Source organism: Kitasatospora sp. NPDC096140 (assembly GCF_040303045.1).
Classification (GTDB): Bacteria; Actinomycetota; Actinomycetes; order Streptomycetales; family Streptomycetaceae; genus Kitasatospora.
In genome coordinates this window covers 49,176-74,443 of record NZ_JBEOUW010000008.1, presented here as the reverse complement: position 1 = coordinate 74,443, position 25,268 = coordinate 49,176, and the positions used below count along the sequence as shown (strand labels likewise).

General features: G+C 75.2%; 23 protein-coding genes. 6 read left to right on the top strand and 17 right to left on the bottom strand.

Features of this window, described 5'->3' with window-relative positions:
• Positions 1 to 147 precede the first annotated feature (147 nt).
• Together ABT048_RS10325 and galE are read left to right on the top strand one after the other, a co-directional pair.
• On the top strand, positions 148 to 819 hold the full coding sequence (locus tag ABT048_RS10325; protein WP_350520911.1) for a hypothetical protein: 672 nt from the start codon (positions 148 to 150) through the stop codon (positions 817 to 819).
• A gap of 133 nt (positions 820 to 952) precedes the next feature.
• Positions 953 to 1,966: a UDP-glucose 4-epimerase GalE gene (gene galE / locus ABT048_RS10320; protein WP_350520910.1), complete on the top strand. Its 1,014-nt coding sequence runs from the start codon at positions 953 to 955 to the stop codon at positions 1,964 to 1,966.
• A 104-nt stretch (positions 1,967 to 2,070) separates the two neighbouring features.
• Here the strand turns inward: galE and ABT048_RS10315 are convergent, their stop codons facing one another.
• A complete protein-coding gene (locus ABT048_RS10315) occupies positions 2,071 to 2,760 on the bottom strand; it encodes a lytic transglycosylase domain-containing protein (RefSeq protein WP_350520909.1) in 690 nt (229 codons plus the stop codon).
• A gap of 74 nt (positions 2,761 to 2,834) precedes the next feature.
• Positions 2,835 to 3,041, bottom strand: coding sequence for an antitoxin (locus ABT048_RS10310; RefSeq protein WP_350520908.1), 207 nt, complete (start codon positions 3,039 to 3,041; stop codon positions 2,835 to 2,837).
• A 258-nt stretch (positions 3,042 to 3,299) separates the two neighbouring features.
• Here ABT048_RS10310 and ABT048_RS10305 point away from each other — a divergent pair, with 258 nt between their 5' ends.
• Entirely contained in the window at positions 3,300 to 3,935 is a 636-nt protein-coding gene (locus ABT048_RS10305) for a DUF6542 domain-containing protein (protein ID WP_350520907.1), read from the top strand.
• Positions 3,936 to 4,173: 238 nt separating this feature from the next.
• On the top strand, positions 4,174 to 5,706 hold the full coding sequence (locus tag ABT048_RS10300; RefSeq protein ID WP_350520906.1) for an LCP family protein: 1,533 nt from the start codon (positions 4,174 to 4,176) through the stop codon (positions 5,704 to 5,706).
• 65 nt (positions 5,707 to 5,771) lie between these two features.
• Here ABT048_RS10300 and ABT048_RS10295 read toward each other — a convergent pair whose 3' ends face one another.
• Complete coding sequence (locus ABT048_RS10295) at positions 5,772 to 6,599, bottom strand: nucleotidyltransferase domain-containing protein (RefSeq protein WP_350520905.1); 828 nt, start codon at positions 6,597 to 6,599, stop codon at positions 5,772 to 5,774.
• A gap of 249 nt (positions 6,600 to 6,848) precedes the next feature.
• Positions 6,849 to 8,369, bottom strand: a complete 1,521-nt coding sequence (locus ABT048_RS10290) for a DUF6777 domain-containing protein (RefSeq protein ID WP_350520904.1) — start codon at positions 8,367 to 8,369, stop codon at positions 6,849 to 6,851.
• Positions 8,370 to 8,570: 201 nt separating this feature from the next.
• On the opposite strand from ABT048_RS10290, the gene ABT048_RS10285 reads away from it, so the two are divergent.
• Positions 8,571 to 9,923 carry a streptophobe family protein gene (locus ABT048_RS10285; protein WP_350520903.1) on the top strand — a complete coding sequence of 451 codons (1,353 nt, stop codon included), beginning with the start codon at positions 8,571 to 8,573 and terminating at the stop codon, positions 9,921 to 9,923.
• A gap of 15 nt (positions 9,924 to 9,938) precedes the next feature.
• Here ABT048_RS10285 and ABT048_RS10280 read toward each other — a convergent pair whose 3' ends face one another.
• From ABT048_RS10280 to ABT048_RS10260, 5 genes are all read right to left on the bottom strand, one after another.
• Positions 9,939 to 10,436: a hypothetical protein gene (locus ABT048_RS10280; RefSeq protein WP_350520902.1), complete on the bottom strand. Its 498-nt coding sequence runs from the start codon at positions 10,434 to 10,436 to the stop codon at positions 9,939 to 9,941.
• 86 nt (positions 10,437 to 10,522) lie between these two features.
• The gene (locus tag ABT048_RS10275) at positions 10,523 to 10,897 is read right to left on the bottom strand and encodes a DUF1304 domain-containing protein (RefSeq protein WP_350520901.1); all 375 of its coding nucleotides are present in this window, start codon (positions 10,895 to 10,897) and stop codon (positions 10,523 to 10,525) included.
• Entirely contained in the window at positions 10,885 to 11,952 is a 1,068-nt protein-coding gene (locus ABT048_RS10270) for a serine/threonine-protein kinase (protein ID WP_350520900.1), read from the bottom strand. The genes ABT048_RS10275 and ABT048_RS10270 overlap by 13 nt, the downstream gene beginning before the upstream one ends.
• Positions 11,949 to 12,563, bottom strand: coding sequence for an SH3 domain-containing protein (locus tag ABT048_RS10265; protein WP_350520899.1), 615 nt, complete (start codon positions 12,561 to 12,563; stop codon positions 11,949 to 11,951). The genes ABT048_RS10270 and ABT048_RS10265 overlap by 4 nt, the downstream gene beginning before the upstream one ends.
• Before the next feature lie 141 nt (positions 12,564 to 12,704).
• Complete coding sequence (locus ABT048_RS10260) at positions 12,705 to 15,071, bottom strand: ABC transporter ATP-binding protein/permease (protein WP_350520898.1); 2,367 nt, start codon at positions 15,069 to 15,071, stop codon at positions 12,705 to 12,707.
• 173 nt (positions 15,072 to 15,244) lie between these two features.
• Here ABT048_RS10260 and ABT048_RS10255 point away from each other — a divergent pair, with 173 nt between their 5' ends.
• Positions 15,245 to 16,594, top strand: coding sequence for an acyltransferase (locus tag ABT048_RS10255; RefSeq protein WP_350520897.1), 1,350 nt, complete (start codon positions 15,245 to 15,247; stop codon positions 16,592 to 16,594).
• A gap of 43 nt (positions 16,595 to 16,637) precedes the next feature.
• Here ABT048_RS10255 and ABT048_RS10250 read toward each other — a convergent pair whose 3' ends face one another.
• From ABT048_RS10250 to ABT048_RS10215, 8 genes are all read right to left on the bottom strand, one after another.
• Positions 16,638 to 17,426 (bottom strand): DUF3050 domain-containing protein, encoded by a 789-nt coding sequence (locus ABT048_RS10250; RefSeq protein WP_350520896.1) that lies wholly within the window; start codon positions 17,424 to 17,426, stop codon positions 16,638 to 16,640.
• A gap of 120 nt (positions 17,427 to 17,546) precedes the next feature.
• Entirely contained in the window at positions 17,547 to 18,515 is a 969-nt protein-coding gene (locus tag ABT048_RS10245; protein ID WP_350520895.1) for an alpha-ketoacid dehydrogenase subunit beta, read from the bottom strand.
• Positions 18,512 to 19,564, bottom strand: coding sequence for a thiamine pyrophosphate-dependent dehydrogenase E1 component subunit alpha (locus ABT048_RS10240; RefSeq protein ID WP_350521076.1), 1,053 nt, complete (start codon positions 19,562 to 19,564; stop codon positions 18,512 to 18,514). Before ABT048_RS10240 ends, ABT048_RS10245 begins: the two co-directional genes overlap by 4 nt.
• A gap of 104 nt (positions 19,565 to 19,668) precedes the next feature.
• Complete coding sequence (locus tag ABT048_RS10235) at positions 19,669 to 20,583, bottom strand: phytanoyl-CoA dioxygenase family protein (protein ID WP_350520894.1); 915 nt, start codon at positions 20,581 to 20,583, stop codon at positions 19,669 to 19,671.
• Between the two features lie 30 nt (positions 20,584 to 20,613).
• On the bottom strand, positions 20,614 to 21,600 hold the full coding sequence (hppD, locus tag ABT048_RS10230) for a 4-hydroxyphenylpyruvate dioxygenase (RefSeq protein ID WP_350520893.1): 987 nt from the start codon (positions 21,598 to 21,600) through the stop codon (positions 20,614 to 20,616).
• Between the two features lie 51 nt (positions 21,601 to 21,651).
• Complete coding sequence (locus ABT048_RS10225) at positions 21,652 to 22,908, bottom strand: beta-ketoacyl-[acyl-carrier-protein] synthase family protein (RefSeq protein ID WP_350520892.1); 1,257 nt, start codon at positions 22,906 to 22,908, stop codon at positions 21,652 to 21,654.
• Positions 22,905 to 24,521, bottom strand: coding sequence for a class I adenylate-forming enzyme family protein (locus ABT048_RS10220; protein WP_350520891.1), 1,617 nt, complete (start codon positions 24,519 to 24,521; stop codon positions 22,905 to 22,907). The genes ABT048_RS10225 and ABT048_RS10220 overlap by 4 nt, the downstream gene beginning before the upstream one ends.
• Positions 24,522 to 24,739: 218 nt before the next feature.
• Positions 24,740 to 25,267, bottom strand: a complete 528-nt coding sequence (locus ABT048_RS10215) for a hypothetical protein (RefSeq protein WP_350520890.1) — start codon at positions 25,265 to 25,267, stop codon at positions 24,740 to 24,742.
• Position 25,268: the final 1 nt, after the last annotated feature.

The following is a 25,268-nucleotide window of genomic DNA, read 5'->3' as shown; positions in this document are numbered from 1 at the left end:
CGGCCGACAGCCGCCGGCCGAAAGTCGCCGAGCCCGTGAGCCGTTCGGACCGACACGCCGGGCGCGGCCGCCACTCACCCAGTGGCGGCCGCGCCCGGCTCACCGCTTCCCGCGCCCGTTCCCCACACCGCCACGAGGAGTCCCGCCATGCGAACCCGCTCGATCCTCGCCGCCGCCGTCCTGGCCGCGGCGGCCGTCCTCGCCGCCGCCACGCCCGCGGTCTCCCACGGCGACACCGTCCACCTCGATGTCACCGGCCAGCAGAACGGCCACGTCAGCACCGTCGCCACCTGGGAGAACGACCACGACCCGGTCACCGAGGAGTTCGCCGGAACGCTCTCCGCCACCGCCGCGGACGGCCGCGCCGTCGGGCCCTGGCGCCTGGTCGCCGTCCCGGGTCAGCCGGGGACGTACACCACCCGGGAGATCGTCCCCGCCGGGCACTGGACGGTGACCGTGGAGTGCGCGTTCCCCTCGCTGGGGCACGCCCAGCGCGAGCTCGACGTCGACGCGACCGCGATCGACGACCCGGTGCCCGCGGGCACCGCGGCCCACCCGACGCCGCCCCAGCCGACCGCCGGCCCGACCCGGGGGACGGGCTCCGGGACCGCCCCGACCCCGGCGCCCGTTCCCACCCGGTCCGCCACCTCCGGCCCCGCCGCCACGCAGGGGGCCACCGCCGGACCCGTCCGCGAGACCACGGCCGCCACCGCGCACGAGACCACCTCCGACGCCACCACCTGGGCCGCCGTCGGCACCGCCGTCGCGGTCGTCCTGCTGACCGGTGCCGGCCTCTGGTTCCGTCGCCGCCGGGCCTGAGCCGCCGGCCCGCAGCCGCCCGCCCCCGGCCGTCGGGGCGCCCCGCCGGGGAACCAGCAGGGCACGAACCGACGTCCTCCTCGGTCATCGGGCGCCACCGGGCGCCCGGCCGATCGCAAGGGAGCGTCCGCGGATGAAGAAGGTGCTGATCACCGGCGGGGCGGGGTTCATCGGGAGCACGGTGGCGTCCGCCCTGCTCGACCGGGGGATCACCCCGGTCGTGCTGGACGACCTCTCGAAGGGCCGGGCCGAGTTCGTCGAGGACCGGATCTTCTACCGGGGCGACATCGCCGACGCCGCCCTGCTCGACCGGATCTTCGCCGACCACCCGGACATCGACGCCACCGTGCACTGCGCCGCGAAGATCGTCGTACCGGAGTCCGTGGCCAAGCCCCTGTACTACTACCGGGAGAACGTCGCCAAGACCGTCGAACTCCTGGAGTCCCTCCAGCGGCACGGCTGCACCCGCGTCGTCTTCAGCAGCTCCGCCTCCATCTACGCGCCCACCCCCGACGCCCGCGTCGACGAGAGCTGCCCGGTCGACGCCAACAGCCCGTACGCGCGCACCAAGCAGATGATGGAGCAGGTGCTCCAGGACTGGACCCGCGGCGAGGGGGCCCAACGGCAGCGGGTCATCGCCCTGCGCTACTTCAACCCGATCGGTGCCGACCCGCAGCTGCGCACCGGACTGCAGGACCTCAACCCCACCCACGCCCTCGGCAAGCTGATCGAGGCGCACACCACCGGCGCGCCGTTCACCGTGACCGGCGTCGACTGGGCGACCCGCGACGGCTCCGGCATCCGCGACTACGTCCACGTCCAGGACCTCGCCGAGGCGCACGTCGCGGCGCTGCTGCGGTTCGACGGGGTGGTCGCCCCGGGTGCGGCGGACCGCTACCGCGTGATCAACGTCGGGACGGGCGACGGCACCACCGTCCGCGAGCTGATCGCCGCCTTCGAGGAGGCCGTCGGCGCCCGGCTCGACGTCCGCGAGGCGGGCCCGCGCCCCGGCGACGTGATCGGCTGCTACGCCGCCGTCGACACCGCCCGCGAGCTGCTGGAGTGGCAGCCGCGCCGCGGCATCGCCGAGGGGGTCGCCGACGCGCTCGCCTGGCGCGCCAAGTGGGCCGCCCGCCTGGGCGTCTGACCGGTCGGCAGTCCCGGGGCCCGCCCGCGTACCGCCCGTCGCCGCGTGCCGGGCGGACGGGGGCGGGCCCCGCCCGCTCCACCCCACGGGCCCGGCGGCGCGGCCTACTTCACGGCCTCGCCGGACTTCGTCCAGTTGTCGCGCAGCCGGTCCAGGTAGGACTGCGCCTGGGAGCCGATCTTGACGCCCCGGGCGAAGGCCAGCATGTTGCCCGCGCCCGCGTTGTAGCCGAGGGCGACGAGTTCGTCGCGGCTCAGCGACACGCCCGGGTGGGCCGGGAGCTGCTCGGCGAGGTCGTGCAGGTGCCACGCCGCGGCCTGGACGGCGAGGTCGCGGTCGTCCGGGAGCTCCTCCCACCGGCGGGAGGCGAAGGGACGGCCGGGCTTGGTGTCGTCGAACGCGGCCCGGTGCATGTTGGCGATGCCGAAGGAGGCGTCCGGCTTGCTGCGCTGCCAGGCCCGTTCGAGCTCGGGGTCGTGCGGCTTGTACGCCTCGTTGTAGAGGATCGCCATCAGCAGCTGCGGGTTGACCCCGGCCTCGGCGGCGAACCGGCGCACCGGCGCGGCGTAGTCGGCGGGGTCGTAGCGGCCCGAGGCCTTCGACGGTGCGGCCGAGGGGGCGGCCGACGGCGCACCGCCGGACGCCGGCGCCGACGACGCCGCGGCGGACGGCGTGGGGTCGGCGGAGGTCGCGCCGTCGTGGCCGTTGCCGCGGACGAGGCCCAGTCCGGCCACGACCACGACGCCGATCACCAGCCAGCGCCCCCAGCCCGGGCCCTTCTGTTCCTCGCTCACCGCTGCCGGTCCCTCCCCGTTTCGCCCGTGCGCCCGTTCGACCGCCGTACGGTCGACCGCCTTCCGTCGGCAGGTTACTCGGCGCTCCCGTGGTCGCCGTCGAGGGTGCGGAGGAAGTCCTTCGCCTTCTCGACGCCGGTGTCGATCTGCCCGCTGTACTTGCCGTCCGTGCGGTCGTCGATCGCGTCGCCGACCTTCTCCAGGCCCTTCCCGATCACGTCACCGTGCTCGCGGGCGAGGTCGGTTGCCTTGTCCGCCGGGTTCTTCGGACCCTCAAGCATGGTGACGCTCTGCTCCTCTGATGCGTTCCTGATGGTGTGCCGACGTGGCGGGGATCATGACCATCCTAACGACGGCCGACCGAACGGTTCGCCTGCTGCCGGTCGGCGGCGGGTGACTTTGGTGAGATGGGTTTGTATGCTCCAGCCCTACTTCTACAGAGGTGTAGAAGACGGGTCCGTCGCCGGGACCGAAGGCGTCCCGGCGACCGCGGCGGTGCGATCGCGTCGCCGCAGCCGCAACGATCGAGGGAAGTGCGCATGGCCGGCCAGCGGGCGAGAACGCCGTACCAGGACGCGGGACCGCGCCCCGAGGACCGTGCCTTCCCCGCCCAGCGCTCCCGGGTGGCCGCAGCCCCGGGAGGCCCGGTGGACGCCGCGCACGCCGCGCACGCCGCTCACGCCGGCGCGGAGCCGTCGGCGCGGGCACCGCGGACGGGGGCGGCGCGCCGCCGGCAGCAGGCGCGTCGGCGCGGCGGTCTGGTGGCCGCGTGCTCCGCGGTCGGGCTGCCCGTACTGGGCGCTGTCGCGGACGAGTCGGGCGGGCCCGGCGTCGGCCTGCTGTTCGCGGCCGGCTCGGTGCTCGGGACGGGTGTCGCGGCGGCGCTGTGCAGCCGGCCGGGCCGGTGGTGGGTGGTGACGGCCGCTCCGGTCGTGGTGCTGCTCGCCGCGGCGGGCGTGGAGTTCGCGGCGCACCCCGACAAGTACCGGGGCAGGAACCTGGGGACCGGCACGCTGCGCTGGGTCGTCGAGGCGTTCCCGGTGATGGCCGCCGCGGTGGGGGTGGCGCTGGCGGTGGTCGTCGGCCGGGCGGTGGCCGACCGCCGCCGGGCCGTGCCCGACCGGCGACGACCCGACGGTCCGGGCGCCCCGACCGGGGGGAGCCGTCGTGGCTGAACGCAACAACCGGGGCCGGGGCGCGGGCCGTTCCGGTGTCCCCGGTCGTACCGGCGGTGCGCCTCGTTCCGGTAGTGCCCCTCGTACCGACGGCAGTGCTCGTACCGGTGGTGCCCCTCCTGCCGGTGGTGCCGCTGGTGCCGGCCGGGCCGGCGGCCCGCGCGACCGGGCCCAGGGTCGCGGCCCCGCCCCGCTGACCGTCGCCGGGCGCACCCTGGCCTGCGCCGTCTCCATCGCCGTGCTCGGGGCCAGCGGCTTCACCTGGTACGAGTACCGCAGCCTGGACGACGGCATGATCAAGTCCATGGCGCTGAGCGAGGCGAAGAAGAACGCCCCGCCGCACCTCGACAAGTCCGTCAACCTGCTGCTGATCGGTCTGGACAGCCGCAAGGACATGGACGGCAACGACCTGCCCAAGCAGTTCGTGGAGGACGAACTGCACGCGGGCTCCAGCGGGATCGGCGGCTACAACACCAACGCCCTGATCGTGCTGCACATCCCGGCCAACGGCGGCAAGGTCTCCGCGCTGTCCGTCCCGCGCGACGACTACGTGCAGACCGTCGGCGCCGACGGCAGGATGCACAAGATCAAGGAGGCGTACGGCATCGCGAAGGACGCCGCCGAGCTGAAGCTGGCCGGCAAGGGGCTCTCCAAGGCGGACCTGGAGCGGCAGAGCCGGGAGGCCGGCCGCTCGGCCACCATCCAGACCGTGCAGAGCCTCCTGGACGTCCCGATCGACCACTTCGCGGAGGTGAACCTGATCGGCTTCTACGACATCGCCAAGGCGGTGGAGCCGATCCAGGTCTGCCTCAACCACCCGGTGGACGATCCGATCACCGCCCGGACCGCCACCCACGAGGGCGGCGGCACCGGCCTCAAACTGCCCGCCGGGATCAGCTCCCTCAACGCCGCCCAGGCGCTCTCCTTCGTCCGCCAGCGCCACCACCTCGCCAACGGCGACCTCGACCGCACCCACCGGCAGCAGGCGTTCATCTCCTCCGTCGAGTACAAGCTCAAGCAGCAGGGGATCCTGAACGACTTCGGGCAGATGCAGAAGCTGTTCGGGGTGGTGAAGAAGGACGTCGTCATCGACAACGAGTGGAACATCCTCGACTTCGCCCAGCAGGCGCCCAACCTGACGGGCGGCAACGTCGAGTTCAACACCCTGCCGATCGCCGGGTTCAGGACGGTCGGCGGGCAGGAGGTCAACACCGTCAACCCGGACCTGATCAAGAAGATCGTCCGGCAGTTGTTCAACCACGATCCGGCCGCCGCGGCCGCTCCCGCCGGGGACGCACCGGGCGACGCGGGCGACGCGGGCGCCGCTCCCGCCGCCTCCGCGTCGGCCGCGACGACCGCGTCCGCTGCGCGGAGCGGGCCGAGCGGGCAAGCGAAGGCGGTGGTCGACGTCAACGCGGCGGCCGGCGCCGGCGCGGCCTCCAACGAGTCCAAGGCGCTGGCCGAACTCGGTTACCAGGCGGGCAGGATCGGCGACGCCCCGGCCAGGACCAAGGTCACCACCGTCGCCTACGGAAGCGGTGCGAAGGCCGACGCCCAGCAGCTCGCGGGCCGCTACGGGGTCACCGCCGCACCCTCCGGCACGGTTGCGCCCGGCCACATCCTGCTCACCCTCGCCGCCGCCCGCACCCCGGCCCCCACCGCCGTGCCCCCGGGCGCCGCCGCGACGGGCGCCCCGTCCGGCGACCCGGCGGCGGGCCTGCCGATGCAGGGGCCGCCGGTGAAGGCGGGTGGGATCCCCTGCGTGGACTGAGGGCATCGTGGCCCCGCCGCCGCTGGTCGGGCCCGTCCGGTCGGGCCGTCCGGCGGCGGCGCGGGTCAGGGGCGGGGTGCCTTCTCGCCGTGCACGGCGGTGTACTCGGCCGCGAGCCACGGGCCCAGGTCGTCGATGAGCATGGTGAGGACGCCCCGGTCCACGGCGGGAGCGCGGTCAGCGGCCGGAGTACGGGCGGTGGCGGCGGCCAGGCGCATCCGGTCGGCGTGCTCCGGGTAGTAGGCGGCGAAGGCCTCGGCGGAGGCGGTGAGGTCGCTGGTCCAGCCGCCCCAGCGGGGCATCACCAGGGTGAAGCCGGTGCGGACGATGCGGCGGGTGACCGCGCGGGTGAGGGCGCGGAGTTCGGCGTCCGTGGTGGCGGCGGCCGCGCGTTTGCGCCAGCCGGGGAGGGCCAGGGCGAGGTCGCCGTTGGTCTCCCGGGCGAGCAGGGAGGTGGGCCGGTAGCGGGGGAGCCGGGTGGCGAGGTCCACGCCGAGCAGCGGGGTGCACAGGCAGGCCACGAACCAGCCCAGATCGTGCCGTTCGAGCTCGCTCAGCAGGGTGCCGGTGCCGAAGAGCAGCACGCCGACGCCGTCGACCTGCGCGAACTCGGCGTCCAGCGCGGCTTCGAGGGCGTCGGCGTCGGCCCGGTCAGCGGCCGTGGGCTCGTGGTGCAGGGCGAGCAGCAGGTCGAGGTCGGAGACACCGGGGCGGGCGGTGCCGCGCGGGATGCTGCCGTAGAGGTAGGCACTGTGCAGCCGGTCGGGGCCGAAGACGCGGGCGATCCGCTCGCGGGCCGCGCCGACCACCGGGGCGAACGGCGCCGGCATGCGGGTGAGCGAGCCCTCCCGGGCGATGAATCCGGCGGCGTCCAGGCCCTGAGTGGTGGTCATGGGGGGCACTCTGCCGCACCACCGGCCCGGCTGACCAGCGAGATATCCGGCCACCCGGTGGCTTGTCGGTGCCGTGTGCAAGCATCCGTCGCACACGAACACGGAGGGCGTGCGCGGGGATCGGCACGGGCACCCGGGGCGGCCGTCGACGACCGATGACCGAGGACCGGCCACTGGCGGGCCCGGAGGCGTGCCGCTGCCACCGGCCGGGAGTCGGACGGTGGCAGCGGGGCGGAGCCGGACGCCCGGTCAGCTCGGCGTGGCCGCCTGCGTGGTCGGGCACGGCGGGAGGGTCGACGGCGCCGTGGTCGCACAGGCCGCGGCCGTCGACTTCGCGCTGGTCGTGACGGTGGTCGCGGCCGATGTGACGGTGGTGGTCGGTTTGCCGGCCGTCGTGGCCGTCGTGGCCGTGGTGGTGGCGGTCGAGGGCGCGGTGCTCGCCGTCGACTTCGTCGCGGACGGCGTGCCCGTGGAGGTCGTCGCCGAGGAGGACGACGGCCCGCCCGAGGAGGTGGTCGAGCCCGAGGTGGTCGAGCCCGAGGTGGTGGCGCCGGACGTCGTGGCACCCGAGGTGGTGGACCCGGAGGTGGTCGAGCCCGAGGTGGTGGCCCCGGAGGTCGTGGCACCCGAGGTGGTGGCCCCGGACGTCGTGGCGCCCGAAGCGGTCCCGGAGGCCGGCGAACCCGACGGCGTGGTCGGCTTCCACACCGCGGGCGGCGGCACGCCCGGCGCGAGGGGGCCCTTCGGCGGTTCGACGGGCTTGTCCACGATCCGGATCTGCCCGGTCGCCCGGGCGAACCAGCCGCCGGTGTCGATGTTCACCAGGACGATCGCGGTCACCGGCTGCGGCGCCGGCACCACCACGATCAGCGAGGACGGCTGGAAGCCCGTCCAGGCCTTCCCGGTGTACTTGGCGTTGCTCATCAGCTTCGGCGGCCCCAGCGGGTTGCCGCAGGCGCAGCGCACCCTGGGCACGCCCTGGGCGTCCACCAGGACGGCCGTCCCGGCCTGCAGCGCGGACTGGTACTCGACCGAGGCCCCGCCCTTGTAGCTGTGGTTGGTCACCCGGGTGTCCACCCGCAGGTACGCCGGGGTGAGCGAGCGCAGGTAGCCGGGAATGTCGGCCTGCGCGATGCCGGCGCCGGCGGCCCAGGCACGGCCGGTGTCCCCGGTCGAGACCATCCCGATCAGGCGCTCGGTGTCGCAGCTGGACTTGCCCATCGCGCCGCCGTACAGCCCCGCGGAGCTGCCCTCGACACTGTGCAGGGCGGCCGACGTACTGCCCGCGGACGTTGCGCCGCCCGGGTGGGTGGTACCGCCGGGCTGTTGCGCCGCCGAGGTGGCGGGAGCGGGCGCCGTCATCCCCTGGGTTTCCACCGACGGGGTGAACGGGGCGGGCCCCGGGTCCGCCGGCGCCTGCAGGGCGACCTCGTTGGCGGCCGGGATCGCCTCGGTCTTGCTGCCCTGGTTGCCGACGATCACCACGGTGGCCACCACGGCCACCACCAGGGTGCCCGCCGCCAGCGCCAGCCCCTTCGGGGAGCGCCACCACGGGCGGTGCGGCCGGCCCCCGGAGCCACTGGAACCGTTGCCACCACCGGAGGGCGGCCCGGAGTCCCCGGGCGGGCCCGAGGGCGGCGGGGGCACGGACGACGGCCCGGAGGTGCCGCCACCGGACGGCGGACCGGCCAGCGGGCCCGACGGGGGGCCGGAGGGAGGGCCGTACGGCGGCTCGGTCGGTGGTCCGGACGGCGGTGGTTGGGAGGTCATCGAGGCTCCGTTTCGCAGGCGGCCGGCGATCGCGTTCGGCACGGGAAGCTCCTGCCACTGGCTTCCCTTTCTCTCCCGGCGCACCGCCCGCCGCAACAGCAGGTGCCCGGGGCGTCGCCGAGCGTGCGCCCCGGGCGTCGGCCACCCTGGAAGCCGAGCGGGCCCGAGAGCCGGAGGCCCGTCGAGCGACCAGGAGGCGGCATGGAGCAGCCCACGACCCGGGCCGCGGGCCCGCCCGGCGCCGTCCGCGGCTGGCTGGACGCGCTCGCCGTCGTGCTGGCCGGGGTGGTCGCGATGGCGGCGGTGGCCGCGCTCGGCCTCTGGCTGGCCGGCGCCGCCGACCTCCCCGACGGCGGCTTCGCCTCGGTGGTCGCGGCGACGCTGGCGCTCGCCGTCGGCGGGTCCGTCCAACTCGACGGCGGCGCGGGCGGCTTCGCCGCCGTGGACGCCGGGATCACGGCGATGCCGCTGACCGTGTCGGTGGTCGGCGCGGTCACGATGGCCGAGGTGCTGCTGCGTCAGCTGCGCTTCCGCGCGGTGGCCGGCGGGCGTGAACTGCTGGGCCGGCTCGCCCGGACGGTCGTGCTGTGGGTGCTCGCCCTCGTCCTGCTGACCCTCGTCGCCCGGCACAGCTTCGTCGTCCCGCTCGGCGGCGACCTCGCGCAGTCGATCGGCGGCGCCCTCGGGCTGACCCCGGAGGTCGGCTTCCACGCGGAGGGCCCGAGCACCGTCGGCATCGGTCTGGCGTGGTTGCTGGCGGTGCTCGCGGCCACCTTCGCGGTGTCCCGCCGGGCGCCGCTGCCGCCCGGCCTGGTGCGCCACCAACTCGCCGTCCGCCCGGCTGCGTTCGCGCTCTGGACGGTGCTGCTGGCGTACCTGGCGATCGGCGCGGTGGCGGGGGTGCTGACCGCCGTCGTCAACGGCGACGCCCGGCAGACCATGGCGGTGGTGCTGCTCGCGCTGCCCGACCTCGCCTGGATGGCCTTCGGCCTCGGGCTCGGCGCCGAGTGGCACGGCCGGTTGAAGGGCGCACTCGGCCTGCCCGTGCCCAAGCCGCTCGCCGAGGTGCTGCGCGTGCCGGACGGACAGGAGGCGACGGTCGACCTCGGCACCCTGGCGGACCAGGACGCGCGCGCCTGGTGGCTGCTGCCGCTGGCCGCCGTCGTGCTGCTCGCGGCCGCCTTCCTGGCGGCCCGCCGTTCGCCCCGCACCGTCCGGCTCTGGCAGCACGCCGTCCGGTTCGCGCTGGCCGCCGCCGTCACCATGCTGCTGGTGGGCCTGTGGACCCGGATGGACGCCGAGTACGGGCTCTCCGTGCTCGGTGTCGGCCTGGGCGAGGGCGGTGGCCTGGACGATCTGATCGGCTCCGTCCTCGGCGGCTCCAACCCGGTGGCCGGCCTCGGCAGCGGCAGCCTCACGCTGCGCCCCTCGCTGTGGACGGCCGTCCCGCTCGCGGCGGGCTGGGGCCTGGTCACCGGCGCCCTCGGCGCGCTGCTCGCCACCCGGGTGCGGCACCGGGGAGAGGTCACCGAGGAGGAGCCGGCCGAGAGCTGACGGGCCGGCCGGGGCTCAGAACAGCCGGTGGCCCTGGACCAGGGCAGTCCTGGTGCCGTCGTCGCGGACGTGCCGGAGTTTCCTGACGCCGCTGTGCATCTTCGCGCTGAACAGCAGCGAGGGGCCGATGATCACGCCCGCGGCGGCCAGGGCGAAGAGCAGCCCGATGTTCTGGGTGCTCCGGTCGTCGCCCTCCTCGACGGTCTGGCCGCCCAGGTGGATCAGCATCGGGACGGTGGCCAGCAGCGAGAGCAGCAGCAGCCAGCCCAGCGCCCGGTGCACCAGCTGCTTGGCCCTCGCCCGGGCGGCGCTCTCCACCCGGACGGAGAACGCCCGGAGGCACCGCGGGCAGATGAGGGCGATGTCGCGGTCCCCCTCGGCGGGCCGCGGCGCGCCGCCCTGCGGCACGTGGGAGACGCTCCACCTGACCCTCGTCGTGGTGGGTCCGTGCTCCACGCTCACCCTGCAGCCGAGGCTCACCACGTATCTGTCGCCGATCGTGGACTGTGCCACCGTGCCACCCCCAGACGCCGCCGCGACCGTCACGGGGCAGGCGGATTGTAGCCGTGCCCGCGGCCGGTGAGACAGACGACGTCACGTCAAAAGGCCTCGGACAGAAGGATCACCGCCGCCGGGACGGCCTGGCCGAGCGCCCCGCGCCACAGCCTGGGTTCCGAGACGAACAGGGTGATCCCGCCCGCGACCATGAAGGCGGCGATGTAGAGGATCACCGCGCGGCCCGAGCCGCCGTGGCCGGAGTGCAGCAGAACCAGGCCGGTGACCAGGCCGAGGGCCAGGAAGAGGTTGTAGAAGCCCACGTTGAAGCGCCAGAGCCGGACCTCCGGGGCGTCCGCGGTGTTGCCGGTGAGCAGGTAGCGCACCCGGGGGTGTCCGTAGAGGAAGCTCTCCAGCGGCCACGCGACGAGGTGGATCGCGGCGGCGACCATGGCGAACACCTGGCTCACGGCATCCATGACGAGCGGCTCCCTCCGGACGCGAACGGGGACGGCCACGCGGGCGGCGGGTGGACGACCGGCGAGGCCCAGGCGGGGGGCTCCGGCACCGCGCGGGGCACCCGCGGGTCGAACGCCGGGACGACCTGGGTGGGCGGCCCGCCGCCGCCCCACCGGGCCGCGTCGGGGGCGTCGGCCGCGGTGGTGGCCGCGCGCAGCTCGGCGACGAACTGCAGGCAGCTCGCGTACCGCTCCTCGGGCGTCTTGGCGAGCGCCCGGGCGACCACCGCCGTCACCGCGGCCGTCAGGTCGGGCCGGTGCTCCTCCAGCGCCGGCGGCGGGTCGTTGAGGTGGGCCCAGAGCAGTGCGAGGTCGCTCTCCCGGCGGAACGGCGGGGTGCCCGCGAGCATCTCGAAGACCACGCAGCCGAGGCTGTACTGGTCGCAGCGCCCGTCCAGCGGCCGGCCGGAGATCTGTTCGGGCGCCGCGTAGTCCAGCGTGCCGACGATCTGGCCGACACTGGTCAGCCCGCTGAGCGACAGGGACTTCTTGGTGAGCCCGAAGTCCGCCAGGTACAGGTGCTCGGGGTGCTCGCTGTCCGTGCCGGCGGCGACCAGCACGTTGCCCGGCTTGACGTCCCGGTGCACCAGGTCGTGGTCGTGCGCGGCGTCCAGCGCGGAGGCGATCTGCAGGGCCAAACGGGTGGTGCGCTCGACCGGGAAGGGGCCGCCCCGGTTGATCAGGGCGCGCAGGTCGCCGCCCTCGACGTAGCGCATCGCGATGAACAGGATGCCGTCGTGCTCGCCCGCCTGGAACACCGGGATGATGTGCGGGTGGTCGATCGCCGCCGCGGCCTCGGACTCGTGGATGAAGCGCTGCCGGAACACCTCGTTGCGGGCCAGCTCGGGGGCCAGCAGCTTGACCGCGACGGTCCGGCGCAGCCGCAGGTCCTTGGCCCGGTAGACCACGGCCATGCCGCCGCGGCCGATCTCGCTCTCCAGCCGGTAGTCCGCGACCTTCCGCCCGACCAGGCCGGCGGGCAGGCTCGGGGCGGACGGCTGCTCGGCGGAGGTCACGGCTCGCCGGCCTGGGTGGGCGCGTACGGGCCGCCCACCGGCGACGGCGACGCCCCGGGCGCGGGCGACTGCGCCGGTGCCGGGGTCGGCGTGTGCCGCGGGGAGGGCTCCGGTGCGGCGGGCGCCGGCTGCCGGTCGGTGGCCGCGTACGTCTGCAGCTGCAGCCCGTCGCAGTAGCACCAGCGGTCGTGCACCGGGTCGAAGACCCAGAGCGCCTCGCCGTCCACCACCAGGCCCACCCGCAGGCCGCGGGTGCGCTCCCGGAACGCCTCCAGGTCGAGGGTCCCGGCCGCGAGGTCCTCCAGCAGGGCGCGGTAGCGGGCCAGCGCGGCCTCCGCCTCGGCGAGCGCCGGGCGCGGATCGGCGGTCCGGGCGGGCGGGCCCCCGGCGGCGGGCGGCGGCTGCGGCAGGGCGACCAGCAGCCGGCCGTCGACCCAGGCGCTCCAGCCGTTGGAGCACAGGACCTGCGCCCAGTCGCCCTGGCGGCCGAGCAGCTGCAGCGGGAGCAGCGCGTCGAACCGCGCCGACGGCCGTGCCGGGTCCGGGGCCGTCCAGGAGGCCAGTCCGCCCGGCGGGGCGACGTGGGTGGGGCTGAACACGAACTCGTCCATGGGCGGCTACATTTCCTCCGCCGCGCGACCCCCGCCGCGCGCGGCACGACTCGCACCACAGGGTCGGTTCCCACTCTACCGGCGGCGGCCCGACCCGGCGCCGGGCACGGGTGCACGCCCGCGCCCGGGCCGGCCGCCGGACTACTTGCGCATCACCGAGGGCTCGTGCCGCCGCAGCAGGGCCAGCACCGCCAGGCCGTACGCCACCGAGAGGCCGAGCATCGCGCCCATCCCGACCAGCCAGCCGGTGCGCTCGTGGCGGAACATCGGGTCCGCGGTGATCGGGGACGGGATGGTCAGCCCGTTCAACTGGACCGTCCGGGCCATGGAGGACAGGCCCCACCGCGAGGGGAACAGCCAGGCGAACTGCTCCAGGCCGGGCACGCCGACCAGCTTGAGCATCAGACCGCTGAGGACGATCTGGACGATGGCGAGGAGCACGAGCAGCGGCATCGTGGTCTCCTCCTTGTCGACGGCGGCGGAGACCACCAGGCCGAGCATCATCGCCGTGAACGCGAGCACCGCGACCGCGATGATCAGTTCGGGCAGCTGCGGCATCAGCACACCGCTCGTCACCGGTGGCGGGGAGCCCGGACGGGGCTCGGCGGAGAGCTTGACCCCGCCCAGGCCGACCACGGTCAGCACCGCGGCCTGCGCCACCGTGACCGCCCCGAGGACCACCACCTTCGAGACCAGGTACGCCGATCTGGACAGGCCGACGACGCGTTCCCGCCGGTAGATCGCGCGCTCCTTGACGATCTCGCGCACCGAGTTGGCCGAGCCGGTGAGCACACCGCCGAGACAGAGCGTGAGCAGGCAGTTGATGGCGTTCTCGTCGGTGAGCCGGGAGCCGGCCATCACCCGGCACATCAGGCCGATGATGAACGGCAGCGCGATCATGACGGTGAGGAACAGCCGGTCGGCCGCGAGCACCGCGGAGTACCGGCGCACCAGCGTGCCCAGCTGGGAGAGCCAGCTCTGTGGCTTCTCGTGGCCGATCGTCGGCGCGGCCGCCGCGGCGTCGTGCGGCGGGTGGGCCGCCTCGGCCGTCACGTACCGCTGGTACTGCAACGAGGCCCGGAACCGGTCACGGGCGACGCCCTCGGTGTCGCTCTCGAAGGCCTCGAAGGCCTCCGGCCACTCGTCCTGACCGAAGTAGTCGAGTGCCTCGCCGGGCGGCCCGTAGTAGGCCGTCCGCCCGCCCGGGGCCAGCACCAGCAGGCGGTCGCACACGTTCAGGCTCAGCACGCTGTGCGTCACCACGACCACCGTGCGGCCGTCGTCGGCCAGCCCGCGCAGCATCCGCATCACCGAGCGCTCCATGCCCGGGTCCAGCCCGGAGGTCGGCTCGTCGAGGAAGAGCAGGGAGGGCTTGGTCAGCAGCTCCAGGGCCACGCTGACCCGCTTGCGCTGGCCGCCGGACAGGCTGGCGATCACCTGGTCGGCCCGTTCGTCCAGGCCCAGTTCGTGGATCACCTCCAGGACCCTGGCCTCCCGCTCCTGCGGGTCGGTGTCGCCGGGGAAGCGCAGCTCGGCGGCGTAGGTGAGCGCGCGGCGGACGGTCAACTGGGTGTGCAGGATGTCGTCCTGCGGGACGAGCCCGATCCGGCGGCGCAACTCGGCGTAGTCGCGGTAGAGGTCGCGTCCGTCGTACAGCACCGTGCCCTGGTCGGCGGGGCGCAGCCCGGTGAGCGCGTTGAGCAGCGTGGACTTGCCCGCTCCGCTGGGGCCGGCCACCGCGAGCAGGGTCTTCTCGGGGAGCGGGAAGCTGACGTCGTCCAGCAGGACCCGGCGGTCCGGGCCGACGTGGACGACCAGGTGCTGGACGTCGAGCGAGATCTCGCCGGTGTCGGTGTACTCGACCAGTCGGCCGTCGACCAGGCACAGCGCGGAGTGGCCGATGCCGACGATGTCCGCGGGGCCGACCGGGCCGCGCTTGACCGGGCGGCCGTTGAGGTAGGTGCCGTTGTGGCTGTTCAGGTCGACGATCTCGTGACTGCCGTCGGGCAGTTCGCGCAGCTCGGCGTGGTGCCGGGAGACCACCAGGTCGTCCAGCACCAGGTCGTTGTCCGGCGAGCGGCCGATCCGCACGGTGCGGCCGGGCAGCTGGAGGACGGCGCTCGGACTGCGGAAGACGCCGGAGCTCTCCGGGGCGACCAGGACCGTGCGCTCGTCCGGCGCCGGGGCGGGCAGGCCGGCGAAGGTCGCGGACGGGCCGTCGGCCGGATCGCCGAACCGCAGCCGGGTGCCCGGGCCGACGTCCTCGCGGCTGACCCGGTGGCCGTCGTCGAAGGTGCCGTTGGTGCTTCCGACGTCCTCCAGCAGCCAGTGGCCGTCGGTGGCGCGCAGGATCGCGTGGTGCCAGGAGACCCGGGGGTCGTCCAGCACGATCTCACTGGTCGGGTCGCGGCCGACGTGATAGGCCCGGGTCGGGTCGATCAGCTGGGAGTCGGTCTCGGTGACCAGGACGAGGGGTGGCGCGGTGAGTGCGCCGACGCGCTCTCCCATGCTGGGAATTCTATCGCCGGTGGGCGTGAACGGCCTTCCCGGACCACAGGATTGGACTGGACCACTGTGCCATGGCGGCACTATCGTTCGGCGTGCCCGCGCGTCGCCGGGCGTCGGGCGTCGGCGAGTGCCGGGCGTCGCCGGGTGGCATCGAGTGCTTCGGAACGGAACCCATGAGCATCTGGCCCCGGTTGCGCCGATCCCGGACCGTCCGAGCCGGGCGTGCCACCGGCCGGGTGCTGCGCTGCGGCCTGATGGACACCATGCTCGCCGACCTCGCCGTCTCGGTCGTGCTCTGCTTCGAGCAGCCGCTGGACGACGACCGGCTCGCCGCCGGCCTGGCCCGCGCCCTGGAACGGGTGCCGGTCTTCGCCGGGCGGCTGCGCACCGTCGACGGGGTCCTGGAAGCGGTCTGTGACGACTCCGGCGTGCCACTGGAGGTCTACACCGTGGACGGCACGCTCGCCGAGGCGATGGGCCGGGTCACGGCGGCCGGCTCCGAACTGGTCGACCGGGTGGACGCACCGGGCGCCCGCACCGGCGGCGCCCCGCTGCTCACCGTCCGGGTCACCCGCACCGCCGACGGCGGGACGCTGCTCGGCTGCTCCTGGCACCATGCGATCGGCGATCTGCACAGCTTCATGCTGCTGCTGCGGATCTGGTCGGCGGCGGTCGAGGGGGAACCGCTCCCGGAGGCCGAACTCGTCTCCGACCAGGACGAGTTGCTGGACGGTGCGCTGCCCGCCGAGGACTGCGGGCGGCCCGGGTTCCGGGTGCCCGCGCCCGCCGAGGCCGAGCTGCTGGCCCGCGAGGTGGCGGCCGGGCCGCGCGCCAACCGGACCGTCCAGATCGCCTTCACCGACACCGAAGTGGCCCGGATGCGCGCGGAGTTCGGTGCCGCGGCCGGGCGCCGACTGTCCGCCGGGGACGTGCTGTGCGCGCATCTGCTCGCCACCCTGCGGGAGTTGGACGGCGACGACGCCGAGCGGATGCTGACCGTCCCGGTCAACGCGCGCCGCTGGCTCGGCCTCTCGCCCGCCCTGGTGGGCAACCTGCTGAGCGAGGTGCACGTGCCGCACCGGCCCGGGGACGGCCCGGCGGCGCTGGCCGGCGCGCTGCGGGCGGCGGTCGATGAGTTCCCGACCGCGCACCTCAACCTCCGGGCCAACCTCGGCTTCCTGGCCGCGCTCGGCCGCTCGCGGCTGCGCGAGTGCGTACCGCTGGGCTTCGACCCGCAGGCCCGCCGGTTCAGCTTCTCCAACTGGAGCCGCTTCGGCGCCTATGCGGTCCGCTTCCAGGGGCAGCGCCCGGTGTTCTTCAGCCCGGCCGCCAACTACCCGCTGCCGTGGGTCTGCTGGACGGTCGAGGGGTTCCGCGGCGAGGGGTGGCTGACCACGGTGGTGCTGCCGGCCCGGCTCGCCGCCCGGGTCCGCGGCGCGGAGGGCCGGGCGGCGCTGCACCGCTTCCGGACGGCGGCCGACGAGCCGCCCGCGTCGGCCGCCGTGCTGCCGAAGGTGATCTGAGCGCCGTCCGAGCGCTGTCCGAGCGCTGTCCGGGCGCCGGACGCTACCGGAAGGACCGCTCGATCCCGGTCCACAGCCGGGAGCGGGCCTGCAGCGCGGTGCGGACGGTCACGGCGCAGGAGTCCCACTTGGCCTGGTCGTCGCCGCACAGGTCGATCAGCATCTGCATCGCCATCGGGGTGTGCTGCTCGCCGTCGACCTCGATGTGCCGGGCCAGGTAGTCCTTGAAGACGGTGAGCAGGCCGTCCGGGTCGTCGATCGCGATCACCTGGGCGAACATCTCGGGGATCAGGTCCTCGCGGCCGAAGGCGAAGGCCGCGGCCCGGCAGTGCACCGGGGCGTTCTCGATGACGGACCAGGTCGTGCTCGTGAAGTCCACGGCCGGCTGCGGGACGTCGGCGGCCTTCAGCGCCTCCGGCACGGCGGAACCGGTGCCCAGCAGGGCCAGGAACGCCTCCACCGGGCGCGGGTCGGCGCCGGCCCGGCGCATGCCGTCCAGGTACAGCTCGAAGTGGCTGGTGTAGCCCTCGCCGAGCTCGTCGCTCTCCTCGACCAGCACGATCTCGTTGATCAGCCGCCGGCTGGCCGTCGGGCCGCCGGGCACCCACGGGACCTCGACGCAGGTCAGGTCGCGCTGCAGGCTCTTCAGCAGCGACATGAAGTCCCAGACGGCGAAGACGTGGCTGTTCAGGAAGGTGCGGACGCGCTCGATGTCGGTGAGCGCCGCGTACACGGAATGGCCGACCACCTCGCGGCGCAGGGGGTCGATGGCCTGCTGCAGGCTGGTCAGTCCGGGGTGGGAGCGGTCCCAGTGGTAGCGGTTGGCGGACATGCGGGCTCCTTGTCGGTCACGGGGTGTGCTGCGGGGGTGTCCCGCGTGGTGCTGCAGGGGTGCTGCGGGGTGTGCCGGGCACGGGGTGTCGCGGCACGGGCTTGCGGGGGCGGGGGCCGGTCAGGGGTGCTTCATGACGGCGTACAGCGCGTGCCGCAGCTGGTCGCGGCTCGGCTGCACGGCCCGGTCGAGGGCCGGGGCGAAGGGCAGGACGGCGCCGTCGGGCCGGGTGATCCGGCGCGGCGGGGCGATCAGGCGCAGCTCCTCGGCGGCGGTGGCCAGCACCTCCGCGCCGAAGCCGCAGCTGCGGTTGGAGTCGTCGATCACCACCAGCCGGCCGGTGCGCTGCAGCGAGTCGGCCAGTGCCTGCCAGTCGAAGGGGTGGACGGTGCGCGGGTCGAACACCTCCACCGAGACGTCCGGCGCGACCTCCTCGGCCACGGCGAGCGCGTCGTGCACCAGGTGCCCGAGGGCGACCACGGTGACGTCGGTGCCCGGGCGGTGGATCCGGGCCCGGCCGAGCGGCACCGGGGCGAGCTCCCGGGTGACGGTCTCGCGCACCGGCAGGGCGGCGGCGGGCGCGAACACCACGACCGGGTCCGGATCGCGGATCGCGGATCGCAGCAGCCCGTAGGCGTCCGTCGGGGTGGCGGGCACCACGGTCTTCAGGCCGGCGTGCGCGAACAGGCTGTACGGGTGGTCGGAGTGCTGTCCGGCCCAGCCGTCCCTGGAGCCGGACCCGGGGACCAGGCAGGTCAGCGGCACGGCCGCCTGGCCGCCGGTCATCAGGGAGAACTTGTGCGCCTGGTTGACGAGTTGCTCGAAGACCAGGAACAGCAGCGAGGGGATCTGGAACTCCAGCACCGGGCGTCGGCCGGCCAGTGCGGCGCCGACCGCCATCGCGGTGAAGGCCTGTTCGGACAGCGGGGTGTCGACGATCCGGTCCGGGCCGAAGCGGTCCAGCAGGCCGAGCGTGGGCCCGGCCAGGCCGGCGCCGATGTCCTCGCCGAAGACGCAGACCGCGGGGTCGGCGGCGAGTTCGTCGGCCAGCGCCCGGTTGAGCGCCTTGGTGTAGGAGAGCCTGGTCACGGTGTCGCTCCCGCCCGGGCCCGCAGCCCGTCCGCGTACAGGTGGTCCGATGCGCGCGCCGGGTCCGGGTGTTCGGAGGCGAGCGCGAACTCCTCGGCGGAGCTGAGCTGTTCGGCCACCGATCGGTCCAGCCCGGCGAGCGCCGCGGGGTCGACCAGGGCGGCGGCCCGGGGGAGCGGGTCGCGCCCGCGCCAGGCCTCGACCTCCTCGGGGGTGCGGTAGCGCAGTTTCATCCGGCGTTCCATGGTGTGGTGGCCCTCGTAGCGGTAGGTGCGGCACTCCAGGAAGCCGGGGCCGCCGCCGTCGCGCGCCCGCTCGACGGCGCGCAGGGCGGCGGCGCGGACGGCCTCGGTGTCCATGCCGTCCACCTCCTCGGCGGGGATGCCGAAGGCGGCCGCCCGGCCGGTGGCGCTGCCCGCGACGGCGGTGGCGGCGGGCAGGGTGGTGGCGTAGCCGTTGTTCTCGCAGACGAACAGCACCGGCAGGCGCCACATCGCGGCGAGGTTGAGCGATTCCAGCAGCACGCCCTGGTTGAGTGCGCCGTCGCCGAAGAAGGCCACTGCCACCGGGGTTCGCCCGGGCGGCTCCTGGCCGGTCCGCGCCCGCGGGGCGGTCTGGGCCTGCGGGTCGGCTTGTTGCCGCGGGGCGGTCTGCGCCGGCCGACCGGCCTGCGTCTGCCGACCGGCCTGCTCCTGGCGGGCCGCCCAGGCGGCGCCGACCGCGATCGGGGCGCCGGCGCCGACGATGCCGTTGGCGCCGAGGATGCCCAGGGAGAGGTCGGCGGCGTGCATGGATCCGCCCCGGCCGCCGTTCAACCCGCCGACGCGGCCGAGGAGTTCGGCGAGCAGCCGGTGCGGGGCGGCGCCCCGGGCGAGCACGTGGCCGTGGCCGCGGTGGGTGCTGGTGAGCCGGTCGGCCGGGCCCAGCGCCGAGCAGACGCCGACCGCGACGGCCTCCTGCCCGATGTACGGGTGGATGCCGCCGGGGATCGCGCCGGACTTCACCAGGCCGAGCGCCAGCTCCTCGAAGCCGCGGATCAGCCGCAGCATCCGGTAGCGCTCGGCGGGCGTGCCGAGCGGGGCGGGGACGCCCGGCGCGCGCACCGCCTCCGGGGGAAGGGCTGCGGCCGGCGTGGCCGTGTCCGGGGGAGCCGTCACGGCCGTCCCCGCCAGACCGCCGGGCAGAACCGCGGGTCGGCGTAGTCCGGCCGGCCGTCGGCGGTGCGGCGCACCAGGACGTCGTGGTTGTACACCACGGGGCTGCCGTCCGCCCGGTCGTGCCGGTGGTACTCGTTGGCGGCGTCCTGCAGGTGCAGCGAGACGGCGCGGCGCGGGTAGGAGGCCAGGTTGGGGCCGCTGCCGTGGTAGGTGCGGCAGTGGTGGAAGGACATGTGGCCGCGCGGGATCGGCATCGGGACCTTGGTCACCTGCTGCCCGTTGTGGGCGGCGTTGGCGGCCAGGATGCCGCCCAGTTCGGAGCGGTCGCGGTCGGCGAAGTGCCGGGTGGAGTCCTCGCCGGAGGGCAGCTCCCGCCAGCGGTGGCTGCCGTCGACCATGGTGATGGTGCCGTTCTCCTCGTGGCAGTCGTGGAAGGGGATGAAGGCGGTGAGCATCTCCTGCGAGGTGCAGGTCTGCCAGTAGTGCTTGTCGAAGTGCCACGGCACCCGGTTGCTGGGCTCCCCGGGCACCGGCGGCTTGTAGATCAGGGTGGCCTGGAAGATCCGGATCTCCTCCGTGCCGGCGAGCAGCGCGGCCACCGCGCCGACCAGCGGCTTGCGCAGGACGGCGCCGATCGCGTCGCTCTCGTAGTGGACGTAGTCGTTGTGCCGCTGGACGGGACCGTCCGAGGGCTGCCAGGACGCCAACCTGGGCGGACGGACGGGCAGTTCGCGGTCGCGGTGGCCGGCGTAGTACAGCTCGGTGGCGGCCTGCAGGGTGTCCAGCTCCTCGTCGCCGAACAGCCGGCGGGACAGGTACCAGCCGTGCTCGCGGTAGTGGGCGACCTCGTCGGGGGTGGGCAGCAGCGCGCGCTCGGCCTCGGTGAGCCGGAACTCGGCGGTCGTGGTCATGGTCGGGCCTCCTTCGGGGGTGCGGGGTGGTCAGGCGGAGGCGGCGGAGCTGTGCCGCTTGATGGCCTCGTACAGGGCCTTGATGTTCGCGGTGCCGAAGGTGCCGGCGCCCTGGCGCTCGATCAGTTCGAGGAAGTAGGTGCGCCGGGGGTGGGTCGAGCGGGCGAAGATCTGGAACAGCTGGCCGCCGTGGTCCTGGTCGACCAGGACGTGCAGGTCGCGCAGGGTCTCCACCGGGATGGCCGTCTCGCCGAAGCGCTCGGCCAGGACGTCGAAGTAGGCGCCCGGGGTGGTCAGGAACTCCACGCCGCGCGCGCGGACGGTCCGGACGGCGGTGGTGATGTCGTGGGTGCTGAAGGCGAGGTGCTGCACGCCGGCGCCGCCGTGGGCGGCCAGGAAGTCGTCGATCTGGCCGGGCCGGCGGCCGGTGTCGGGTTCGATCAGGGTGAAGGTGACCGCGCCGGAGGGGCTCTGCACCACCTTGGAGTCCATGGCCTGCTCGCCGACCTCGATGTGCTCCTCGAAGATCGTGTGGAATCCGAGCGCGGCCTCGCAGAACCGTACAGCGGGGGCGAGTTCGCCGGCCGGGAGGCAGATCGCGACGTGGTCGAGCGCGTCCAGCAGGCTCGGCTCGGGGGCGGGCCCGCCGGTGGGCAGCGGGACGAGGCGCAGCGCGGTGTCGCCGAAGCCGGCGATCAGCGCGCCGGCGCGGTCCAGGACGCGGGCGCCGTGCCGTTCGGCGCGTTCCAGTGCGGCCTGCGGGTCGGTGCAGCCCAGGGCGAGGACGGCGACGCCGTCCCCGTGCCGGGCGACGAAGTCGGCGACCGGGTGCTCGGGGTCGGCGGCGGAGGCCAGGTGCAGCCGGATGGTGCCCTGGCGCAGTTCGACGGTGCGGGTGCCGTCCGGCGCGGTGGCCGGGGCGTCGGCGGTGAAGCCGTAGTCGGCGCAGAGCCCGGCCGCGGTCTTGTCGGCGTCGGCGCAGTGGAACTCGGCGTGGGTGATGGTCTGGACGGACATCGGGATCTCCCCCCGGAGGGATGGCAGGTGGTGGATCGGTGGGCCGGCGCGCTATCCGGCGGCCCCGGCCCGGGCGGGGCCGAGGACCAGGCTGAGGTTGTGGCCGCCGAAGGCGAAGGCGTTGCTCAGCGCGGCGCGCACCGGGGCGGACCGGGCGCTGCCCCGGACGTGGTCGAGGTCGCAGGCCGGGTCGGGGTCGGTCAGGTTGAGCGTGGGCGGCAGCGTCCCCCTCGCCACCGCCAAAGCGGTCACCGCCGCCTCCAACGCGCCTGCGGCGCCCAGGAGGTGGCCGGTGGCGCCCTTGGTGGAGCTGACCGCGGGCCGGTGCGCGCCGAAGACGGCGTGCAGGGCCGCGGTCTCGGCCACGTCACCGAGCTTGGTGCCGGTGCCGTGGGCGTTCACGTAGTCGATGTCGCCCGGGGCCAGGCCCGCGCTCGCGAGCGCGGCGCGCATCGCGTCGGCGGCACCGGTGCCGTCGGGCCGGGGCATGGTCGGGTGGTGGGCGTCGGTGGAGGCGCCCCAGCCGATGACCTCCGCGTAGCCGCCGGCGCCGCGCGCCCGGGCGTGCGCCGCGCTCTCCAGGACGAGCACCGCGCTGCCCTCGCCGAGCACGAAGCCGTTGCGCCGGGCGTCGAAGGGCCGGCTCGCCTGCTCCGGTTCGTCCCAACCCTGGGCCAGTGCGCGGGCGTTGGTGAAGGCCGCGGCGATCGTCGGGTGCAGCGAGGATTCGGTGCCGCCGCACACCACCACGTCCGCGTCGCCGGCCCGGATCAGCCGCAGGCCCTCGGCGATCGCCTGGGCGCCGGCCGCGCAGGCCGTCACCACGGCGGAGCTGTACCCCCGGATGCCGTGCTTGATGGCGACCCGGGCGGCGGCCATGTTGGAGAGCATGCCGGGCAGCAGGTACGGGCTGACGCCGGGGCGGCCGCGTTCCAGCCGGCGGTGCGACTGCTGCTCGAAGGTCTCCAGCCCGCCGCCGCCCGTCGCCAGCACCACGGCGGTGCGGTGCGGGTCGGCGTCCCGGCCGACCACCAGGCCCGCGTCGGCGAGCGCGTCGTCCGCGGCGGCCAGTCCGAGCAGCACGAAGCGGTCCACGCAGCGGGTCTCGGTGGGCGGCAGCACCTCCCGGCCGTCCACGGCGGGGGCGATCCCGGCGGCGGGCAGCCAGCCGTGCGCGGCGTGGCCCTCGGGGACGGCGCGGATGCCGGAGCGGCCGGCGGTCAGCGCCTCGAACACCTCGGCGGGCTTGCGGCCGAGCGGGGTGACCAGGCCGATGCCGGTGACGACGGCGCCCTCGCGGCCGGTCATGCGCCGACCGCCGTGAGGTGGCGCTGCCGCAGCAGGACCTTGCGGACCTTGCCGGTCGGGCCGAGCGGGATGTCGTCGCCGGAGACCACCGACACCCGGCGGACGGTCGCGGCGGTGGGCCCGTCCAGGGCGGCGAGGACGGCCGCGGTGCGGTCGAGCGACGGGTCGGCGCCCTCGGCGAGGAGCAGCAGGACGTCGGTGACCACCCGCTCGCCGTCCCGGAACGCCACCACCGTGCAGTCCAGCACGTCCGGGTGGGCGGCCAGCACCCGCTCCTCCGACACGGCGGTGAACAGCCTTCCGCCGTCGCCGAGTTCGACCGAGTCGACGGCCCGGTCGACGTGGTAGTAGTAGCCGTCCTCGTCCCGGTACACCAGGTCCCCGGTGAGGAAGCGGCCGCGGACCCGGGTGCGGAAGGTGGTGGCCGAGTCGTTCCAGTAGCCGAGCGCCAAGGTCGGTGAGGCGGTGGCGAGTTCGCCGACCTCGCCGGGGCCGAGCGGCTCACCGTCCGGGCCGAGCACCGCGCAGTCGACGAAGGCGTGCGGGCGGCCGACGCAGCGGCCGTAGCGCTCGGTGCCGGGGCCGTGGGTGATGAAGAAGTGCGAGTGGCCCATCTCGGTGGAGCCGAGGCCGTCCACGAACTGCGAGCCGGGGACGCGGGCGCGGCCCGCACGGGTGACGGTCTCCCGGCTGCCGGTGGCGATCAGGCGGCGGATGTGCACCTCGTGCGCGCAGTCGCCGGTGTTCCACCAGAGCGCGACGGAGGTGAGGTCCCGGGTGGTGAGGTCGTGGCGGGCCAGGTCGGCCCAGGTGGCGGCGAAGCCGACCACCCCGGTGGGCCGCCACCGCTCGATCGCCTCCAGCACGCCGTCGCCGGACTGCCGGGACAGGAGGGCGAGCCGGGTGTGCGAGCTGAGCGCGAGGTTGAGCGCGATCAGGGTCGCGGCGTGCGGTGCGGGCAGGGCGCTGAGCATGCGGTCCTGGCCCTGCGGGCGGGGCAGCCGCAGCCGGTGGCGGATCGCCGCGTACAGGCTCGCGTGCGAGTGGACGACGGCCTTGGGCAGGCCGGTCGTGCCGGAGGAATGGGTGATCGCCACCGGATCGCCGGACCAGTGCCGATACGGCTCCGGGGCGTCGTCCGGGTCGCCCGCGCCGAGGGTGCCGATCTCGGGCAGCAGGGGCGCGCCGGGCTCGTGGCCGGCCAGTACGGCGAGGTGGGCCGGGTCGGCGAGGACGCCGGTCGCGCCGAGGCGGGAGATGTAGCGGGCGGCGCGCTCGCCGTCCAGGTTCGGGTTGAGCAGGGCGGGGACGGCGCCGAGCCGGGCCAGGGCGAGGAAGGCCAGCACGTGGTCGGCGGCGTCGCTCGCGTAGACCACGACCGGGTCGCGCCGGGTGACGCCGAGCGCGTGCAGGGCGGCGGCCCGGGCCCGGACCGCCCGGTCGAGCTCGCGCAGGGTGAGCGGCTGCCAGGCCGGGTGGTGGTCCACCGGGGTGTCGAAGGTGAGCAGCGGCTCGTCGACGTCCTGCCCGAGCGCGATCCGGGTGGTCAGGACGTTGCCGGCGCCGACGTCGGGGTCGTCCGCGAGCAGGGTGCGGAGACTGCGGATGGTCACGGGGGTGGATCCCTCCCTCGGGGCCGGTGGACGGCCCGGGCGGCTGATCGGATGGCAGCGTCGGTCGGCCGCGCGCGGGCGGCAGGGGCGCTCGGGACTGCTCGGGACTGCTCGGGGCGTGCAGGGGGTGCAGCTCGTGCTGGGCGTTCGGGGTTGTGCAGGGCGGACGGGCGTGCAGGGCGGGGGCGTGCGGGACGTTCGGGGCGTGTTCGGCGGGTTCAGGCCGACGGGCCCGCGAGCAGGACGGCCGCGGCGTGGTCGCCGTCGGGCGTCTGCTCGGCGGCGACGACCAGCACCCGGTCGGCGTCGCCGTCGGCGAGCAGCAGTGCGGCGAGTTCGTACGCCTCGGTCGGGACGCGGCCGGGTTCGGCGGCGGCCGGACAGATCGCCACGACGGGGCCGGTCAGGCCCCAGCGGGCGGCGATGTGCCCGAGGACGGCGTTGGGGTTGGACTGGAAGAACAGCAGCGGGCCGGTCCGTCGGCCGGGTTCGGCGCTCTGCTCGATGGCCCGCGCGGTGGCGAGGTCGCCGCTCGCGCTGGCCAGCAGCAGGGCCGTCCGCCCGGGGGCGGGTGGCGGGCCGTGGTGCTCGCGCAGGCAGCGGTCGGCGGTGTCGGCGACCAGCGGGTTGAAGCCGGAGGCCGCGAAGCCGGGCAGCGGTGGCGGTGGCCCGGCCAGGCCGGGGGAGGGGCGGCGGGCCTCGGCGAGGACCCGCAGGCCGTGGGTGTGGTCGGCAGCGGTGGTCATG

Excerpts from the sequence above, each read along its gene's own strand:
- ABT048_RS10325 (WP_350520911.1), top strand. The coding sequence starts at position 148 with ATGCGAACCCGCTCGATCCTCGCCGCCGCCGTCCTGGCCGCGGCGGCC.
- galE (WP_350520910.1), top strand. The coding sequence starts at position 953 with ATGAAGAAGGTGCTGATCACCGGCGGGGCGGGGTTCATCGGGAGCACG.
- ABT048_RS10310 (WP_350520908.1), bottom strand. The coding sequence starts at position 3,041 with ATGCTTGAGGGTCCGAAGAACCCGGCGGACAAGGCAACCGACCTCGCC.
- ABT048_RS10305 (WP_350520907.1), top strand. The coding sequence starts at position 3,300 with ATGGCCGGCCAGCGGGCGAGAACGCCGTACCAGGACGCGGGACCGCGC.
- ABT048_RS10295 (WP_350520905.1), bottom strand. The coding sequence starts at position 6,599 with ATGACCACCACTCAGGGCCTGGACGCCGCCGGATTCATCGCCCGGGAG.
- ABT048_RS10290 (WP_350520904.1), bottom strand. The coding sequence starts at position 8,369 with ATGACCTCCCAACCACCGCCGTCCGGACCACCGACCGAGCCGCCGTAC.
- ABT048_RS10285 (WP_350520903.1), top strand. The coding sequence starts at position 8,571 with ATGGAGCAGCCCACGACCCGGGCCGCGGGCCCGCCCGGCGCCGTCCGC.
- ABT048_RS10275 (WP_350520901.1), bottom strand. The coding sequence starts at position 10,897 with ATGGATGCCGTGAGCCAGGTGTTCGCCATGGTCGCCGCCGCGATCCAC.
- ABT048_RS10265 (WP_350520899.1), bottom strand. The coding sequence starts at position 12,563 with ATGGACGAGTTCGTGTTCAGCCCCACCCACGTCGCCCCGCCGGGCGGA.
- ABT048_RS10260 (WP_350520898.1), bottom strand. The coding sequence starts at position 15,071 with ATGGGAGAGCGCGTCGGCGCACTCACCGCGCCACCCCTCGTCCTGGTC.
- ABT048_RS10255 (WP_350520897.1), top strand. The coding sequence starts at position 15,245 with ATGAGCATCTGGCCCCGGTTGCGCCGATCCCGGACCGTCCGAGCCGGG.
- ABT048_RS10250 (WP_350520896.1), bottom strand. The coding sequence starts at position 17,426 with ATGTCCGCCAACCGCTACCACTGGGACCGCTCCCACCCCGGACTGACC.
- ABT048_RS10240 (WP_350521076.1), bottom strand. The coding sequence starts at position 19,564 with ATGCTGCGGCTGATCCGCGGCTTCGAGGAGCTGGCGCTCGGCCTGGTG.
- ABT048_RS10235 (WP_350520894.1), bottom strand. The coding sequence starts at position 20,583 with ATGACCACGACCGCCGAGTTCCGGCTCACCGAGGCCGAGCGCGCGCTG.
- hppD (WP_350520893.1), bottom strand. The coding sequence starts at position 21,600 with ATGTCCGTCCAGACCATCACCCACGCCGAGTTCCACTGCGCCGACGCC.
- ABT048_RS10225 (WP_350520892.1), bottom strand. The coding sequence starts at position 22,908 with ATGACCGGCCGCGAGGGCGCCGTCGTCACCGGCATCGGCCTGGTCACC.
- ABT048_RS10215 (WP_350520890.1), bottom strand. The coding sequence starts at position 25,267 with ATGACCACCGCTGCCGACCACACCCACGGCCTGCGGGTCCTCGCCGAG.